The 16177-nt window shown below is 33.7% G+C and carries 16 protein-coding genes; 15 read left to right on the top strand and 1 reads right to left on the bottom strand.

Translation table 11 applies throughout. The features are described 5' to 3' along the window. The first annotated feature begins 1 nt into the window (after position 1). The 9 genes from yhbY to holA all read left to right on the top strand — a co-directional run bounded on the left by yhbY (position 2) and on the right by holA (position 7071). Positions 2 to 295 (top strand): ribosome assembly RNA-binding protein YhbY, encoded by a 294-nt coding sequence (gene yhbY, locus N9R04_RS07040; protein WP_262855997.1) that lies wholly within the window; start codon positions 2 to 4, stop codon positions 293 to 295. Next, positions 289 to 864, top strand: coding sequence for a nicotinate (nicotinamide) nucleotide adenylyltransferase (nadD, locus tag N9R04_RS07035; protein ID WP_262856038.1), 576 nt, complete (start codon positions 289 to 291; stop codon positions 862 to 864). Before yhbY ends, nadD begins: the two co-directional genes overlap by 7 nt. Beyond that, the gene (gene yqeK, locus N9R04_RS07030) at positions 857 to 1441 is read left to right on the top strand and encodes a bis(5'-nucleosyl)-tetraphosphatase (symmetrical) YqeK (RefSeq protein WP_262855996.1); all 585 of its coding nucleotides are present in this window, start codon (positions 857 to 859) and stop codon (positions 1439 to 1441) included. Before nadD ends, yqeK begins: the two co-directional genes overlap by 8 nt. Further along, positions 1442 to 1795, top strand: coding sequence for a ribosome silencing factor (gene rsfS / locus N9R04_RS07025; protein ID WP_262855995.1), 354 nt, complete (start codon positions 1442 to 1444; stop codon positions 1793 to 1795). It abuts the gene before it with no gap. A 1-nt stretch (position 1796) separates the two neighbouring features. Beyond that, positions 1797 to 2513 carry a class I SAM-dependent DNA methyltransferase gene (locus N9R04_RS07020; protein ID WP_262855994.1) on the top strand — a complete coding sequence of 239 codons (717 nt, stop codon included), beginning with the start codon at positions 1797 to 1799 and terminating at the stop codon, positions 2511 to 2513. A gap of 52 nt (positions 2514 to 2565) precedes the next feature. Continuing rightward, positions 2566 to 3279, top strand: coding sequence for a ComEA family DNA-binding protein (locus N9R04_RS07015; RefSeq protein ID WP_262855993.1), 714 nt, complete (start codon positions 2566 to 2568; stop codon positions 3277 to 3279). 60 nt (positions 3280 to 3339) lie between these two features. Further along, positions 3340 to 3798: a ComE operon protein 2 gene (locus N9R04_RS07010; protein ID WP_262855992.1), complete on the top strand. Its 459-nt coding sequence runs from the start codon at positions 3340 to 3342 to the stop codon at positions 3796 to 3798. Between the two features lie 96 nt (positions 3799 to 3894). Next, a complete protein-coding gene (locus N9R04_RS07005) occupies positions 3895 to 6003 on the top strand; it encodes a DNA internalization-related competence protein ComEC/Rec2 (protein ID WP_262855991.1) in 2109 nt (702 codons plus the stop codon). Positions 6004 to 6096: 93 nt separating this feature from the next. Then, entirely contained in the window at positions 6097 to 7071 is a 975-nt protein-coding gene (gene holA, locus N9R04_RS07000) for a DNA polymerase III subunit delta (RefSeq protein ID WP_262855990.1), read from the top strand. Between the two features lie 165 nt (positions 7072 to 7236). Here the strand turns inward: holA and rpsT are convergent, their stop codons facing one another. Continuing rightward, positions 7237 to 7488, bottom strand: a complete 252-nt coding sequence (gene rpsT / locus N9R04_RS06995) for a 30S ribosomal protein S20 (protein ID WP_262855989.1) — start codon at positions 7486 to 7488, stop codon at positions 7237 to 7239. Positions 7489 to 8216: 728 nt separating this feature from the next. Here rpsT and lepA point away from each other — a divergent pair. From lepA to dnaJ, 6 genes are all read left to right on the top strand, one after another. After that, positions 8217 to 10040, top strand: a complete 1824-nt coding sequence (gene lepA, locus N9R04_RS06990) for a translation elongation factor 4 (protein ID WP_262855988.1) — start codon at positions 8217 to 8219, stop codon at positions 10038 to 10040. 94 nt (positions 10041 to 10134) lie between these two features. Next, positions 10135 to 11259 (top strand): radical SAM family heme chaperone HemW, encoded by a 1125-nt coding sequence (gene hemW, locus N9R04_RS06985; protein ID WP_262855987.1) that lies wholly within the window; start codon positions 10135 to 10137, stop codon positions 11257 to 11259. A 101-nt stretch (positions 11260 to 11360) separates the two neighbouring features. Further along, a complete protein-coding gene (gene hrcA / locus N9R04_RS06980; RefSeq protein WP_262855986.1) occupies positions 11361 to 12341 on the top strand; it encodes a heat-inducible transcriptional repressor HrcA in 981 nt (326 codons plus the stop codon). 27 nt (positions 12342 to 12368) lie between these two features. Continuing rightward, entirely contained in the window at positions 12369 to 13025 is a 657-nt protein-coding gene (gene grpE / locus N9R04_RS06975; RefSeq protein WP_262855985.1) for a nucleotide exchange factor GrpE, read from the top strand. Between the two features lie 52 nt (positions 13026 to 13077). Continuing rightward, the gene (dnaK, locus tag N9R04_RS06970) at positions 13078 to 14922 is read left to right on the top strand and encodes a molecular chaperone DnaK (protein ID WP_262855984.1); all 1845 of its coding nucleotides are present in this window, start codon (positions 13078 to 13080) and stop codon (positions 14920 to 14922) included. A 121-nt stretch (positions 14923 to 15043) separates the two neighbouring features. Then, on the top strand, positions 15044 to 16174 hold the full coding sequence (gene dnaJ / locus N9R04_RS06965; RefSeq protein ID WP_262855983.1) for a molecular chaperone DnaJ: 1131 nt from the start codon (positions 15044 to 15046) through the stop codon (positions 16172 to 16174). The last annotated feature ends 3 nt before the right edge of the window (positions 16175 to 16177 follow it).

Raw genomic sequence — 16177 nt, 5'->3', positions numbered from 1 at the left:
GATGTTAAAAGGGAAGCAGAAACGTTATCTTAGAAGTTTAGCACATCATATTGATCCAACATTTCAAATAGGAAAAACAGGGATTAATGAGAATATGGTTGCTCAATTAAAAGATATCTTAGAAAAAAGAGAACTGATCAAAATACATGTCTTACAAAATAATTTGGATGATAAAAATGAATTAGCTGAACAATTAAGTCAAGCTACAGCTAGTGAGGTAGTGCAAGTCATTGGGTCTATGATCATACTTTATAAAGAATCTCAAGAAAATAAAGAGATTCATTTACCATCTTAATGAGTAAAACGATAGTCATTTATGGCGGACAGTTTAATCCCATACACACAGCACACCTTCTCGTAGCTAGTGAAGTTTATCATCAAATCAATCCAGATTTATTTTACTTTTTACCTAGTTATAAATCGCCATTGAAAGCACATTCACGCTCATTAAATACTGAACATAGACTTAATATGCTTAAATTAGCTATTCGTGAGTTAGGCTTTGGTGAAATTAATTATTTAGACATTGAACGTGAGGGAGAAAGTTATACCTATAACACGATCAAGACAATCAGAAATCAATTCCCGCACAGTAAAATTTATTTTATTATTGGTACAGATCAATATGTAAATTTAGGTAAGTGGTATAAAATAAAGCAATTAAAGCAGATGATGACGTTTATTGTCGTGAATAGAGATAAGAATCAGCAGTTAGTCGATGACGATTCGCTCGCTATAAACATTCCTCGAATGGATGTGAGTTCCTCTTTAATTAGAGATCGTGTCTCTAATAATGAGAGTATACAAATTTTAGTTCCTTCGTCAGTTGAGAACTATATAAAGGAGGAATCTCTGTATGAATAAACAGCAAGCTAGAGATTTAATTGAAAATAAGTTACCCGAAAAAAGATTTAAACATTCTCTCAGAGTGGCGGATACAGCTATAAAGCTAGCACAAATATATGGTGGTGACGTGGATAAAGCAGAATATGCGGGTATCTTACATGATTTTTGCAAATATGATGATTTAGGTTCAATGTATCAAATCGTGCAGCAGCATGAGCTAGATACTTCATTGCTAAGCTTTGGATCTGAAATTCTACATGGGCCCGTATGTGCGGCTTTGATGAGAACTGAATATGGAATTGATGATCCTGAAATTTTATCTGCAATTGCATATCATACAACCGGGCGTGCTCAAATGACAAAAACTGAAAAAATAGTTTTTATAGCTGACTACATTGAACCAGCTCGTCAAATTCCTGGCGTTGAAGAAATTAGAGAAATGGCCTACAATCAAGGTAGCTTAGACCGTACAGTTTATGAAATATCTAAACGAACAGTGCTACATTTAATTAGTAACGATATTACTGTTTTCAACTCAACTATAGAATGTTTAAATTATTATAATTACAGTGAAGAAAGAATAGAGGATGATTAAATGAAATCTAATGAATTACTCGACATCGTAGTTAATACTATTGAGAATAAAAAAGCTGAAGATATTATTTCGCTTAAAATGAATGAAATAAGTGATATGACAGATTATTTTGTAGTGTGTCATGGTAATAATGAACGTCAAGTTCAATCCATTGCTAGAGCGGTTAAAGAAGCTGCTCATGAAAATGGACTAAACATTAAAAGAATGGAAGGATTTAATGAAGCAAGATGGATTCTCATAGATCTTGCGGATGTCGTTATCCATGTATTTCATAAAGACGAACGAAATTACTATAACCTTGAAAAACTTTATCAAGATGCACCATCAAAAAATTACGGTCAGGCAGTTCATTAATATGAATCAATACGTAGATTTTAGTTATTACTATGATTTTTTAACTCAAGATCAACCCTATAGTAAATGGAAAGAATTAATTAAATATTATACTAATCACTCTAATTCTATGCTTGACATAGGTTGTGGGACTGGTAATTTAACCTCCATTATCGAACATTTTGATCAAGTTTACGGGATGGATTTAAGCATTGATATGTTAACAGTTGCTGCGCAAAAATCGGATAAAGTGCGTTGGTTAGAAGGTGATATGACAGATTTTAGTTTAAATCAGGAATTTGATTTAATCACTATTCTCTGTGACGCATTAAATTACTTACCTGATTTAAATGATGTCGCGGTATCTTTTAAGAATGTATATGAACACTTATCAAATGACGGTATATTTATTTTTGATGTCCACACAGAGTATAAAATGAATACTTGGTTTAATAATAGAAGTTATATCGAAGACTATGATGAATTATTTTTAGCTTGGGAAGCTATTAAAGGTGAGGAAGAACTTAGCGTATGGCACGAGCTATCGTTTTTCATAAAAGATGATAAAGATTCGTATCAGCGAGTAGATGAATCTCATTACCAACGTACCTTTAGTAAAGAGACTTATCAGTACTTATTGGAGCAACAAGGGTTTTCTATTCTAAAAGTTTTTACTGATTTCGAACCGTGCTCATTAAATTTAAAAGGGGATCGTTTATTTTTTGTCGCTAAAAAATAGAGCAATATCACTCTAATATACGTGTATATAGTAAAAGGAGTGATTTTTCTCTATGTTACTAAACTGGCAATCGGCAAGACAATTCATATTAAAGTATAAAATAGTCATTATAGTAACTATGCTTATTATAGGATTGATAGCTTTTTTTATGGTTTCTCACAGACCTGACGATCCTTCAGTGATGAATAGAGCGCACAGTGATGACTCGTTCACAATGTTAGAAAATAACGTTAATTCGACCGGTGAGAATGGCTCTGTTAAGAGTAAGCATAAAAGTAATACCAATGACCCTAATGCACCTATTTATGTTGACATAAAAGGGGCAGTTAAATATCCAAATGTATATAAAATGCGGTCCTCCGACAGAATCAAGCAATTATTAGATCAGGCCAAGCCGACTAAAGACGCTAATTTGACTAACATAAACCTTTCAGAAAAACTCGTGGATCAAAAATTAATTATAATACCTAACAAGGACGATGTGCATCAGACTGCACTCGAAGAAAAAGACAAATTAAATGTTAATAATCCCAATGTTGTAGCGACAAATCAATTGAATCGTAGTACGATTAAAGTGAATATTAATACTGCTACCGAAGAGGAGCTTCAAACTATACCAGGCATTGGTCCTTCTAAAGCTAAGTCCATTATAGAGTATAGAGATAGTGCTGGAAGTTTTGATTCTGTCGAGAAACTAAAAGAAGTAAATGGTATTGGAGATAAGACGTATGAAAAATTGCAAGACTATCTCACTGTGTCACGGTGAATTAGAGTTGAGTTAGAGTCTATTTTCTAAATAATATTAATCTTTTGAGGAGGTTATTTTGTGGAACGTCTCAGATGGGATGAATATTTTATGGCCCAAAGTCACTTATTAGCATTAAGATCCACGTGCCAAAGATTATCTGTTGGGGCAACTATAGTTAAAGATAATCGTATCATAGCAGGTGGTTATAATGGTTCAGTTGCAGGAGAAGTTCATTGTATAGACGAAGGTTGCCTGATCGAAGACGGCCATTGTATAAGAACGATTCATGCTGAAATGAATGCGTTACTACAATGCGCAAAACAAGGAGTTTCAACCACAAATTCTACGATCTATGTAACTCATTTTCCTTGCCTTAATTGTACTAAATCAATCATTCAAGCAGGTGTTGCTAAAATATATTATGCTGAAGATTACCACAATCATGAATACGCTTTAAAGTTACTCGACCAATCTGGTATTGAATATAAAAAGATTCCATTTAATAGACAACGTGTAGCTCAATACTTGCTTAATTAAATGTTCTATTTATCACTCGCTTTCCTCAGTGGTATTTTGTTAATACATCATCCTTTAATAGCAGTTTGTCTGTACATTTTACTTTTCTTGACACTTGTGCGTAAAGGTACTAATTATTTTATAGTTATATTAAGTATTATTTTCTTAACTGTTGGCTACTTATATTTTACGAATCAAATTTCTAAACAAGAAAAATTATATAGTTATTTACTTAACCATTCGCAATTTGCTGGAAAAGTTTTATTCACTCATACCCCATATTATAAAGACAATGTCCTGAAAGGAACGTTAGAGTTCAATGACAAAACATATCGCTATTTTTATTATTTAAAGAAAAACTCTGCTGAGCTTGTAACTTCTAATTATCCTCAATATTGTTATGTAAAAGGGGAACTCAAACCTCTCAGTAGTAATATTTATTCTCCCTTTAGACTTAGTATTAAGCAGATAGACTTTAACTCGTGTAAACCAATAAACAACTTCTCTCTTTCTCCTCTAACTATTCACAAAGACTTTATACAAAATAAATTAAGAAACTCTAATTTACTATACCCGGAAAGAATAATGGCTTTGATCGCGGGTGATACTTATAATTTAGATAGTATAGAACTAGATAATATGAAAAAGATAGGCATCTATCATTTAATAGCAGTCAGTGGTTCTCATATTGCTATTATATGCAGTATAGTCTATCTAATACTTCTGCGTTTAAATGTGCCAGTATTGTTCATTAAATTATCTTTATTGGGTATTCTTCCTATATATAGTTTATACACAGAGCTAGCTCCTAGTGCCTTAAGGGCGATAATAACTGCTATGTTAGTTCTAATATTACCTCGTAGTGCTTATCGGCAACCTCTAAATTTACTCGGTGTATCTTTTGTAACGTTATCAATTATATTTCCTGAATTCATATTTGATATCGGGTTTCAATTTTCGTATATGATTACTCTCTTCATCTTACTCTCTCGCCCGTTATTACAGAACAATAATAAGTTTGTAAATCTTCTATATTTAACCCTATTAGCTCAGATAGGTTCATTTGTAATTAGTGCTGTACATTTTAACGAGATACAATGGGTAGGTGTTTTAGCAAATTTATTTTTTGTCCCTTTGTACTCATTCTTATTATTCCCTTTAACTTTAATCTATTTTTTTATCATTCACATAAGTACCCATCATCAAATTTTGGATTTGATATTAAATAAAGTTTATATTCTACATGATAAATCTATCAATATTTTCTTAAATCTCACTCACATTAAATGGTTCATTCCCACTCTAAATGAATACATTTTACTAATAACAATTATATTAAACTTTTTAGTACTCCATTTTTTAGTTAAAAGAAGAATTGTAGAAACCTTTACTTTATGCCTTTTTTTATTACTCTTTTTGAACTATATTCCACAAACTCATGAAAATCGATTGACAATGCTTGATGTAGGACAAGGAGATTCATTTTTAATTGAGACGAAAAAGGGGAGGACCTTAATGATAGACACAGGAGGGAAAAGAGCTCAAAAAGAAATAAAAGACAATCATAATATTAGTAAGTACCACATTTTACCCACATTCAAAAAAAGAAATATAAAATCTATCGATTATTTAATCATCACTCATCCACATGAGGATCACATCGGTGAGTTCTCGTATTTAACGAAAGAAATTCGCTTTAAAAATGTAATAATCAACAGTGAGAGTTATACGAAAATGCAGTTAAAAAAATTAGATGAACTCAGCAACAAGTATAATATTAATATTTATGATTTCCATATGATGAAGACTTTAATGCTAGATGACTACCGAGTGAATTTAATTGACGCAACCATTAAAGATAGTAGTGATTTAAACGAGCAATGCATCATTACTTATATCATCTATAAGTCTACTCATATGCTCTTTATGGGTGATGCTACTATAAACAATGAACGATTGTTATTGAAAAACTATTCTTTTCCACGTATAGATATCTTTAAAGTTGGTCATCATGGAAGTAAAACAAGTTCTGATCCACATTTTATAAATAGTATTCATCCTAGAATAAGTCTCATATCTGCTGGTAAAAATAATCTGTACCATTTACCTAGTAAAGAAGTAGAATCTCGACTTAAAGAAGAAGGGAGTATGTTATTAGAAACCAGTAAATTGGGAGAGGTTTCTATCAATCTCGATTCGAAAAACATAACATATGAGAAAAATTGAAAGACCTGTACTTAACTTTTCATCACAATTTTATCCGATCATAGCACGTGCTATAATAGTTAAGTGTAGAAGTATGAGAAGGGACGATTTTGAATGAGCGAAAATATATATGCAATTTACGGAGAAGTTCCAGAACTGATAGAGAAAAAATGTGATGATTTGATCGCTCAATATTTAAATGAACCAAAAAATGAGTTCAACTTTATTCGTTTTAACCTTTATGAAACAGATTTAAATCAGATTATTGAAGAAACGCTTACTATGCCTTTTTTGTCAGATAAAAAAGTAGTATTAGTACAAAATGCGTTTGTTTTTACTGGAGAGAGACCACCGAAAGACGCTCAAGTTGATAATGAAGCGCTAATTAAATTTCTTGAACAATATGAGAGTGAAACTTTACTTATATTTGAAGTTCAAAATGCTAAACTTGATGAGCGAAAAAAAGTTGTTAAGACATTAAAAAAATTCGCTAACTTAAAAAAAGTAGAGCAGATGTCTGAAGAAGATATGAAGCAGTGGATAAAAAGGACATTAAATGAAGATTACAAAGATATTAAAGAAGATGCGCTTAATTTACTAATTGAATTAACCGGAATCAATTTCAATATTATTAAAAGAGAGCTAGAAAAACTAAAGTTGTTTCTAGGTGATAGAACAACGATTAATAAAATAGATGTGCAAGAGATTGTAAATCGCAGTCTAGAACAAAATGTTTTCCTTCTTACTGATCTTATTCAAAAAGGGAAGAAACGCGAAGCTATAAATTTAGTTAGAGATTTAATTGCTCTTAAAGAAGAGCCGATTAAATTGTTGGCTTTAATAACTAGTAACTACCGACTATATTATCAAAGTAAAATTCTTAACAATAAAGGCTATAGTAGTAATCAAATCGCTAAAACAGTTAACGCCCATCCCTATAGGGTTAAATTAGCTTTACAGCAAGCTCGTTACTATCAATTAAACCAGCTGTTAAATATCATTGATAACTGTGCAGAAGCAGACTATAACTTGAAATCTTCATATATGGAAAGACTGTTAATTCTAGAATTATTTATACTATCACTGTAACTTACTTCATAAATAATGGTTTAACTTTTTGTAGCATTGCAAGCAGTGGTATAAGGAGTTAGTGATTTTAATAGAATAAAAAAGAAGAAGGGAGCGGGACAGAAATCTTTTTATTCAAATTAGATTTCTGTCCCGCTCCCTTCTCAAAACACAATGTCTTATTTTTTACTTACTAGTTGACATTAATGAGGATTTAATTCTGTCAGCTTTGTTAGAATGAATTAAGTTACGTTGAGCAGCTTTGTCTATTTTTTTAAGAGCAAAGCGAATTAATTCATCTTTTTCACTTGCATCAGTTTTAATTGCTGTTTTAGCGCGTTTAATAGCTGTACGCATCGCATTTTTTTGAGAAATATTACGATGTTCAGCTTCTTCAGTCTTTCTTACACGTTTAACTGCTGATTTAATGTTTGGCATATGTGTCACCTCCTAGGTTAGGCTTGACTATCAAAATGATATTTGATTACAACAAGAAATATTTTATCAAAACAGTTCTCATTCTGCAATCATTTATTTATAGTTACTTAAGGAACTCATCTAGCTCTCTAAAGTGATTGGAAATTAACTGTTCAATATTTATAATAATAAAAAAGGGACACATAAGTAAAGTTGTATAAATGAGATGTTTGCATAAAAAGTGTTAAAACAGTCGTTTTGTAAACTCTAAATCGACTAGTCAATTTCTGAGGGATTACTCCTTGTTGATGAGGGAGAGCGACTGAGCCTGGGATATAAAGGTCTTTGACTAGAGAGAAAGAGAAACTGGGACATAATGTAATGTCCTAGACCCTTTTAGCATCTTGGCAGTAGATGACTGATTTGAAAATGCGCTTGTATCAAGCTTTTTTCAATTCTAGTCATCCTTGCCGGGGCGGGACTACGAAATCTTTTTATTCAAATTAGACTCTGTCCCGCTCCCCCCCTTAAATTAAATCATTTCGACAGTTGTATTAGGTTGTTAATAAGCTGTAATTGGTTCTAGATTAGTTAACCTATAATTTACCATAACTTATAGTTGTTCTAGTAAACTAATCAGCTAGGTATACTTATATAGAACGCTTCACATGTTGCAAATATGGAATAAAAACGTTAATATAGCAAAGATGTAATATAAGTGGGTAAAATGAAAGTGAGAAGGATTTGACATGGATAAACAAGAAAGATTAAATAGACGGAAATATATAAGAAACTTTTCAATAATAGCTCATATAGATCATGGTAAGTCAACACTAGCGGATCGTATTTTGGAGAATACTAAATCGGTTGAATCTAGAGAAATGCAAGAGCAACTGTTAGATTCAATGGACTTGGAAAGAGAACGTGGGATAACGATTAAATTGAACGCTGTCCGTTTAAAATACGAAGCTAAAGATGGTAATACATATACATTTCATTTGATAGATACACCAGGACATGTCGACTTCACATATGAGGTTTCTCGCTCGTTAGCCGCTTGTGAAGGGGCTATTTTGGTTGTTGATGCCGCTCAAGGTATCGAGGCGCAGACTTTAGCAAACGTTTATCTAGCGTTAGATAATGATTTAGAACTATTACCAGTAGTAAACAAAATCGATTTACCAGCTGCAGAGCCTGAACGTGTAAAGCAAGAATTAGAAGATGTAATTGGTCTAGATCAAGAGGACGTAGTGTTAGCAAGTGCTAAATCAAATATAGGGATTGAAGATATACTTGAACAAATTGTTGATATGGTGCCACCGCCAGAAGGTGATCCAGATAACCCTCTAAAAGCGTTAATCTTTGATTCTGAATATGATACGTATCGTGGAGTTATTTCTGCCATCCGTGTGATGGAAGGTGTAGTCAAAGCCGGGGATCGAATTAAAATGATGGCTACAGGGAAAGAATTTGAAGTTACCGAAGTAGGTATTAATACTCCTAAAGAATTACCAGTTGAAGAGCTAACAGTTGGAGATGTTGGTTATATCATCGCGAATATTAAAAATGTTGATGATTCACGTGTGGGAGATACTATCACTCATGCGAACAGACCTGCAACAGCTCCTCTAAAAGGCTACAAGAAGATGAATCCTATGGTTTTTTGTGGTCTATTCCCTATAGATAATAAAGACTATAACGACTTACGGGAAGCTTTAGAAAAATTACAACTTAATGATGCTTCACTTGAATTTGAACCAGAATCTTCTCAAGCTCTAGGTTTTGGTTACCGTACTGGTTTTCTAGGCATGCTACATATGGAAATTGTTCAAGAACGAATAGAACGTGAATTTGGAATAGGATTAATTGCCACAGCTCCATCAGTAATATACCAATGTATTCTTAAGACTGGTGATGAAGTCTCAGTTGATAACCCAGCACAAATGCCTGAACGTGATCAAATTGAGAAAGTATATGAACCTTTCGTAAGAGCAACTATGATGGTTCCTAATGACTATGTAGGTCCAGTTATGGAACTTTGCCAAAGTAAACGTGGTCAATTTGTTAATATGGATTATCTTGATGATATTCGTGTAAACATCATTTATGAAATACCACTTGCTGAAGTAGTTTTCGACTTTTTTGACCAATTAAAATCTCAAACTAAAGGCTATGCTTCTTTCGACTATGAGTTCATCGATAATAAAGAAAGTAATTTGGTCAAAATGGATATACTTCTTAATAGAGATAAGATAGATGCGCTCAGCTTTATAGTTCACCGAGATTTTGCTTACGAACGAGGCAAAGCTCTAGTAGAAAAGTTAAAAACGCTAATACCAAGACAACAATTTGAAGTGCCCGTCCAGGCTGCTATAGGTCAAAAGATTATAGCCAGAACAAACATCAAATCAATGGGTAAAAATGTATTGTCTAAATGCTATGGCGGAGACATTAGTAGAAAGCGTAAACTATTAGAAAAGCAAAAAGCAGGTAAAGCTAAGATGAAAGCGGTTGGTAACGTTGAAATACCGCAAGACGCCTTTTTAGCAGTGTTAAAAATGGATGATGAGTAAAGGTAAACCTGTTTAGGTTAATAAGGTGAATTCCATTGCATTTTTTGGTGGAATTCACCTTTATTTATAGCGACAAGGAAGGGGAGTTGCTGAGATGGAAATAAAAAGTGCTTATATCCATATACCATTTTGTGTTCATATTTGTACTTATTGCGATTTCAATAAATATTTCATCCAAAACCAACCAGTAGACCGCTACTTAGATTGTTTAATTACAGAAATGTCTACAGTTGAGGAGAACAATTTAAATACACTGTTTGTCGGTGGTGGTACTCCTACAGCCTTGAATTATGATCAACTTGAAAAACTGCTAAAAGCTATAACCCAAAACTTTACTATTCGTAAAGAGTTTAGTTTTGAAGCTAACCCGGATGAACTTACTTACGACAAAGTTAAATTATTGAAGAGTTATGGTGTAAATCGATTGTCTATGGGTGTACAAACTTTTAATGAAGAATTACTTAAACTTTTAGGTCGTACTCACCATCCTGAAGATATTTATAAAGCTATAACATACGCAAGAGAAGTTGGGATTAATTCAATAAGCTTAGATTTAATGTACCATCTTCCGCAACAAACTTTAAAAGACTTTGAAGATAGCTTAGACATAGCATTAACTTTAGATATTGATCATATATCGGGTTATGGTCTTATACTTGAACCACAAACTCAATTTTATAATATGTACCGTAAAGGAAAGCTTAAATTACCCTCTGAAGATATTGGAGAAGAAATGTATCAATTGCTTCAAAACAAGCTGAAACAAACTTCTTTTCATCAATATGAAATATCTAATTTTGCTAAGCAACACCATGAATCAGAGCATAATAAAGTATATTGGAGAAATGAAGGATATTATGGGTTTGGTGCGGGAGCCAGTGGATATGTAGAAGGTCGAAGGTATTCAAATGTAAATCCAGTAAATCATTATATTAAAAAGATAGAAAATAACGAGTCACCCATTCTTAATTCTTCGAAACTAACTTTGAATGAGCAAATAGAAGAAGAGATGTTTCTTGGTTTGAGGATGAATGAAGGGGTTAATATAGAACGCTTTTATCATAAATTCGGAATAGACATTTACCATATCTACGGACACCAGATTGAAGAACTTCTTAAGAAAGGATTAATTAAAACAAACGCCAATTATATGAGATTAACCGAGCGCGGTAAGATAATTGGAAATGAAGTGTTTGAAACCTTTTTACTCAGTGTCTAAACTTTTTTTAGAAAAATAGTACGTTAACATTGACTTACTTTGACCAATTTGATAAATTATAATTAGCACTTGAAAGAGAAGAGTGCTAATGAGGTGAAAACATGATAACACAACGGCAATTGAGCATCTTAAATGCAATTGTTGAAGATTATGTTGACTTAGGACAACCAGTCGGTTCTAAAACTTTAATTGAAAGACACAACTTAAATGTAAGTGCAGCGACGATACGCAATGAGATGAAGGTTTTAGAATCTATTCAACTGATTGAAAAAACGCATTTATCGTCTGGCAGATGTCCCTCTCAACTAGGTTTTAGATATCATGTTAATTATCTATTGAACGAAGCATCTCAACAACAACACAGTAAAAGTCAACGACTAAAGACTTTAATGGCTTCAAATCATTATAATGTCGCCTCTGCACTAAGCGAATTTGCAGAGGAGCTGTCTAAAGCCTCTCAGTACACTACATTAGTAATGAGGCCAGATTTTAAGCAGGATATAATTAATGATATTCAATTGGTTCGAGCTAACGCATTCCTTGTAATTATGATTGTTGTTTTCACTTCAGGGCATGTTGAACATTTACATTTAGCTTCCCAAGCACCTTTGACCAACGAGGAGCTTACTAAAATTGCTAATTTCGTAAGTGCTCAATTTAAATATCAACGTGATGTAAGCTTTGAAAATGAAATCAACACGTTTACCAATTCTCCAGTAGAGCGAGATTTTATCAAAAATTTAGTCTCCTCATTGGAAGTTCACATCAATGAACAGAGCAATGGGATTTTTACGGGTGGAAAGTTTAAACTCATAGACGCACTAGATGAAACCAATGTTTCTTCAATCCAACCCATTCTACAATATATTGAGTCTCATCGAATTATTAACCTATTAGAGAATATGTCTGACAAAGCTACGGATGTAAAAATAGGTGATGAGATAGACAATAATTTAAGTGATATATCTATAATTACAAGCGACTATCACATTGATAACAATTTGAGAGGACGAATAGCTGTAATCGGACCAACTGCAATGAGATATCAAAATGTTATTCAACTGCTCAATGCAATTTGGTAATGAATACGAAAAAATGGAGGGCAGAAAATGACAGAAAAAAACGAATCAGTCAACAGTCAAACTGATAATGAAGAACAGGTAAACTCTTATAATGAAGAGGAACACGAAGATAAAATTACGGAAGACCAAGAATCTCAAGAGCAATCATCAGAAGATTTAAATGAGAGCTCAGACGAGTTAAACGACGATCAAGAGCATGAAAATGATGAACCTAGCAAAGATATTGATCCTAAAGACGAAGAAATTCAAAAATTAAAAGACGAAGTAAAAGAAAATGAGGATAAATATCTTAGACTATATGCTGAGTTTGAAAATTATAAACGTCGTTTACAAAAAGAAAATCAAACTATGAAAAAATACCAATCGCAAAGTGTTTTAACTGATATTCTTCCAACTATCGACAACATTGAGCGTGCTCTTCAAATAGAAGGTGAGGATGAACAATTTAAATCACTTCAAAAAGGTGTGAAAATGGTTCATGAGAGCTTGCTAAAAGCACTTGAAGATAATGGCTTGGAAGTTATAAAAACTGAAGGTGAAAATTTCGATCCTAATTACCACCAAGCGGTAATGCAAGATGATAACCCTGAATTTGAGGCGAACCAGATCACTCAAGAATTACAGACGGGTTATAAATTGAAAGATCGTGTCTTAAGACCTTCAATGGTTAAAGTTAATCAATAAATGGTAAATAATTAGGGTATTCAACATATATATCTAGGAGGAATTTATAATTATGAGTAAAGTAATAGGTATTGATTTAGGTACTACAAATAGTTGTGTAGCTATTCTAGAAGGTGACGAACCAAAAGTAATTCAAAACCCAGAAGGCGCAAGAACAACTCCTTCTGTAGTTTCATTTAAAAATGGAGAAACTCAAGTAGGGGAAGTCGCTAAACGTCAAGCAATTACTAATCCAAATACAGTTCAATCTATTAAACGTCATATGGGAACAGACTATAAAGTTGACATAGAAGGTAAATCTTATACTCCTCAAGAATTATCAGCTATGATTCTTCAAAACTTGAAAAAAACAGCTGAAGATTACTTAGGAGAAAAAGTAGAAAAAGCTGTCATCACCGTACCTGCATACTTCAATGATGGAGAAAGACAAGCAACTAAAGATGCAGGTAAAATCGCTGGTTTAGAAGTAGAGCGTATTATTAACGAGCCAACTGCTGCAGCTCTTGCTTATGGACTAGATAAGACAGAACAAGATCAAAAAGTATTAGTGTTTGACCTTGGTGGCGGAACTTTTGACGTTTCTATCTTAGAACTAGGCGATGGCGTATTCGAAGTGCTTGCAACAGCTGGTGATAATAAACTTGGCGGTGATGATTTCGACCAAGTTATCATCGACTATCTAGTAGATGAATTTAAAAAAGAAAATGGCATCGACTTATCTCAAGATAAAATGGCACTTCAACGCTTAAAAGATGCTGCCGAGAAAGCTAAAAAGGATTTATCTGGCGTATCTCAAACACAAATTTCACTTCCGTTTATTTCAGCTGGGGAAAGCGGTCCACTTCACTTAGAAATTAACCTAACACGTTCTAAGTTTGAAGAATTAGCAGACTCTTTAATTCAAAAAACTATGGAACCTACACGCCAAGCATTAAAAGATGCTGGTTTATCAAACAACGACATTGATGAAGTTATCTTAGTAGGTGGTTCTACTCGTATTCCTGCTGTTCAAGAAGCAGTTAAGAAAGAAGTAGGCAAAGACCCTCACAAAGGTGTAAACCCTGATGAAGTAGTAGCTATGGGTGCAGCTATCCAAGGTGGCGTGTTAACAGGTGATGTTAAAGACGTAGTATTACTTGACGTGACTCCACTTTCATTAGGTATTGAAATTATGGGCGGTCGTATGAATACACTTATTGAACGTAACACAACTATCCCGACATCTAAATCTCAAGTGTATTCAACAGCAGCAGACAATCAACCAGCCGTTGATATTCACGTACTACAAGGTGAGCGCCCAATGGCTTCTGACAACAAGACATTAGGTAGATTCCAATTAACTGATATTCCACCAGCTCCACGTGGTGTACCTCAAATCGAAGTTACTTTTGATATAGATAAAAATGGTATCGTAAACGTTACAGCAAAAGACCTAGGTACAAATAAAGAGCAAAACATCACTATTCAGTCAAGCTCATCATTATCAGACGAAGAAATTGATAGAATGGTAAAAGATGCTGAAGAAAATGCTGAAGCCGATCAAAAACGCCGTGAAGAAAGTGACTTACGCAACGAAGCTGATAGCTTAGTCTTCCAAGTTGAGAAAACAATTTCTGATTTAGGTGATAACATTAGTGAAGAAGATAAATCTAATGCTGAAGAGAAAAAAGAAGCGCTTAAATCTTCACTTGAAGGCGAAGACTTAGAAGATATCAAAGCTAAGAAAGAAGAACTTGAAAAAGTAGTTCAAGATCTTTCAGCAAAAGTATATCAGCAAGCTCAAGAACAAGCTCAAGCGCAACAAGGTCAACAAGAACAAGGATCTGAATCTAAAGATAGCAACGTTGAAGATGCTGACTTTAAAGAAGTCAAAGACGATGACAACCAAAATAAATAATGCTTCTTAATTAAATAGCGTTACTATTTCATAGCCAAAACAAGTCAAAGTCAATTGAACATTGGCTTTGACTTTTTCCTTTTTATTTCAGTACACACATTATTAAAAGGAGAGAGATAAAGTGGCCAAGAGAGATTATTATGAGGTACTTGGAGTTAGTAAAGATGCCTCTAAATCAGATATCAAAAAGGCTTATCGAAAGTTATCAAAAAAATATCATCCTGATATCAATCAAGAAGAAGGCGCTGATGAAAAATTTAAAGAAATATCCGAAGCCTATGAAGTGTTAAGTGACGACAATAAACGTGCTAATTATGATCAATTCGGACACGATGGACCTCAAGGTGGATTCGGAAACCAAGGTTTCGGCGGTCAAGACTTTAGTGGTTTCGGTGGTGGCTTCGAAGATATATTTAGTTCCTTCTTTGGAGGAAGTCGTCAAAGAGATCCTAATGCACCCAAAAAGGGTGATGACTTGCAATATAATATGACAATTACATTTGAAGAAGCTGTATTTGGCGCAGAAAAAGAAATATCTATCAGAAAAGATGTAACTTGTCATACTTGTAATGGCGAAGGCGCTAAACCAGGTACGAAGAAAAAAACATGTCACTATTGTGATGGTGCTGGTCATGTAGCAGTTGAACAAAATACTATTTTAGGTCGAGTACGAACTGAAAAAGTTTGTCCAGTTTGTAATGGTGCTGGTCAAGAATTTGAAGAAAAATGCTCTACTTGTCACGGCAAAGGCACAGAAAATAAAAATGTGAAAATTAATGTCAAAATACCTGAGGGTGTAGATAATGAACAACAAATTAGATTAGCTGGAGAGGGTGCTCCAGGAGAAAATGGTGGCCCACAAGGTGACTTATTCATAGTATTTAGAGTTAAGCCTTCTTCAAAGTTTGAGCGGGAAGGCGACGATATATTCTACAATCTTAAGTTAACTTTCCCTCAAGCTGCACTGGGTGATGAAATAAAAGTACCTACGCTTAAAAATACGGTAATGCTTACGATTCCTGCGGGTACTCAAACAGGTAAGCAGTTCCGTCTCAAAGATAAGGGCGTTAAGAATGTACACGGATTCGGTTACGGTGATTTATTCGTCAATGTTGAGGTACAAACACCGACTAAACTAAGCGAACGCCAAAAAGACTTGCTTCGTGAATTTGCAGAAGAAAGTGGAGAATCAGTAGAAGAACAACCGTCAAACTTTAAAGATAAAGCTAGACGTTTCTTCAAAGGAGAGTAGTCA

The organism is Staphylococcus marylandisciuri, assembly GCF_025519785.1.
In the GTDB taxonomy this organism is placed as follows: Bacteria; Bacillota; Bacilli; order Staphylococcales; family Staphylococcaceae; genus Staphylococcus; species Staphylococcus marylandisciuri.
The sequence above is the reverse complement of the archived record's forward strand: the minus strand, read 5'-3'. Positions and strand labels throughout refer to the sequence as shown.

What these genes read in the sequence shown, in the direction of transcription:
- rpsT (WP_262855989.1), bottom strand. Translation starts at nt 7,488, where the DNA reads ATGCCAAACATTAAATCAGCAGTTAAACGTGTAAGAAAGACTGAAGAA.
- holA (WP_262855990.1), top strand. Translation starts at nt 6,097, where the DNA reads ATGAGCGAAAATATATATGCAATTTACGGAGAAGTTCCAGAACTGATA.
- yhbY (WP_262855997.1), top strand. Translation starts at nt 2, where the DNA reads ATGTTAAAAGGGAAGCAGAAACGTTATCTTAGAAGTTTAGCACATCAT.
- lepA (WP_262855988.1), top strand. Translation starts at nt 8,217, where the DNA reads ATGGATAAACAAGAAAGATTAAATAGACGGAAATATATAAGAAACTTT.
- dnaK (WP_262855984.1), top strand. Translation starts at nt 13,078, where the DNA reads ATGAGTAAAGTAATAGGTATTGATTTAGGTACTACAAATAGTTGTGTA.
- N9R04_RS07015 (WP_262855993.1), top strand. Translation starts at nt 2,566, where the DNA reads ATGTTACTAAACTGGCAATCGGCAAGACAATTCATATTAAAGTATAAA.
- grpE (WP_262855985.1), top strand. Translation starts at nt 12,369, where the DNA reads ATGACAGAAAAAAACGAATCAGTCAACAGTCAAACTGATAATGAAGAA.
- hrcA (WP_262855986.1), top strand. Translation starts at nt 11,361, where the DNA reads ATGATAACACAACGGCAATTGAGCATCTTAAATGCAATTGTTGAAGAT.
- rsfS (WP_262855995.1), top strand. Translation starts at nt 1,442, where the DNA reads ATGAAATCTAATGAATTACTCGACATCGTAGTTAATACTATTGAGAAT.
- N9R04_RS07020 (WP_262855994.1), top strand. Translation starts at nt 1,797, where the DNA reads ATGAATCAATACGTAGATTTTAGTTATTACTATGATTTTTTAACTCAA.
- hemW (WP_262855987.1), top strand. Translation starts at nt 10,135, where the DNA reads ATGGAAATAAAAAGTGCTTATATCCATATACCATTTTGTGTTCATATT.
- yqeK (WP_262855996.1), top strand. Translation starts at nt 857, where the DNA reads ATGAATAAACAGCAAGCTAGAGATTTAATTGAAAATAAGTTACCCGAA.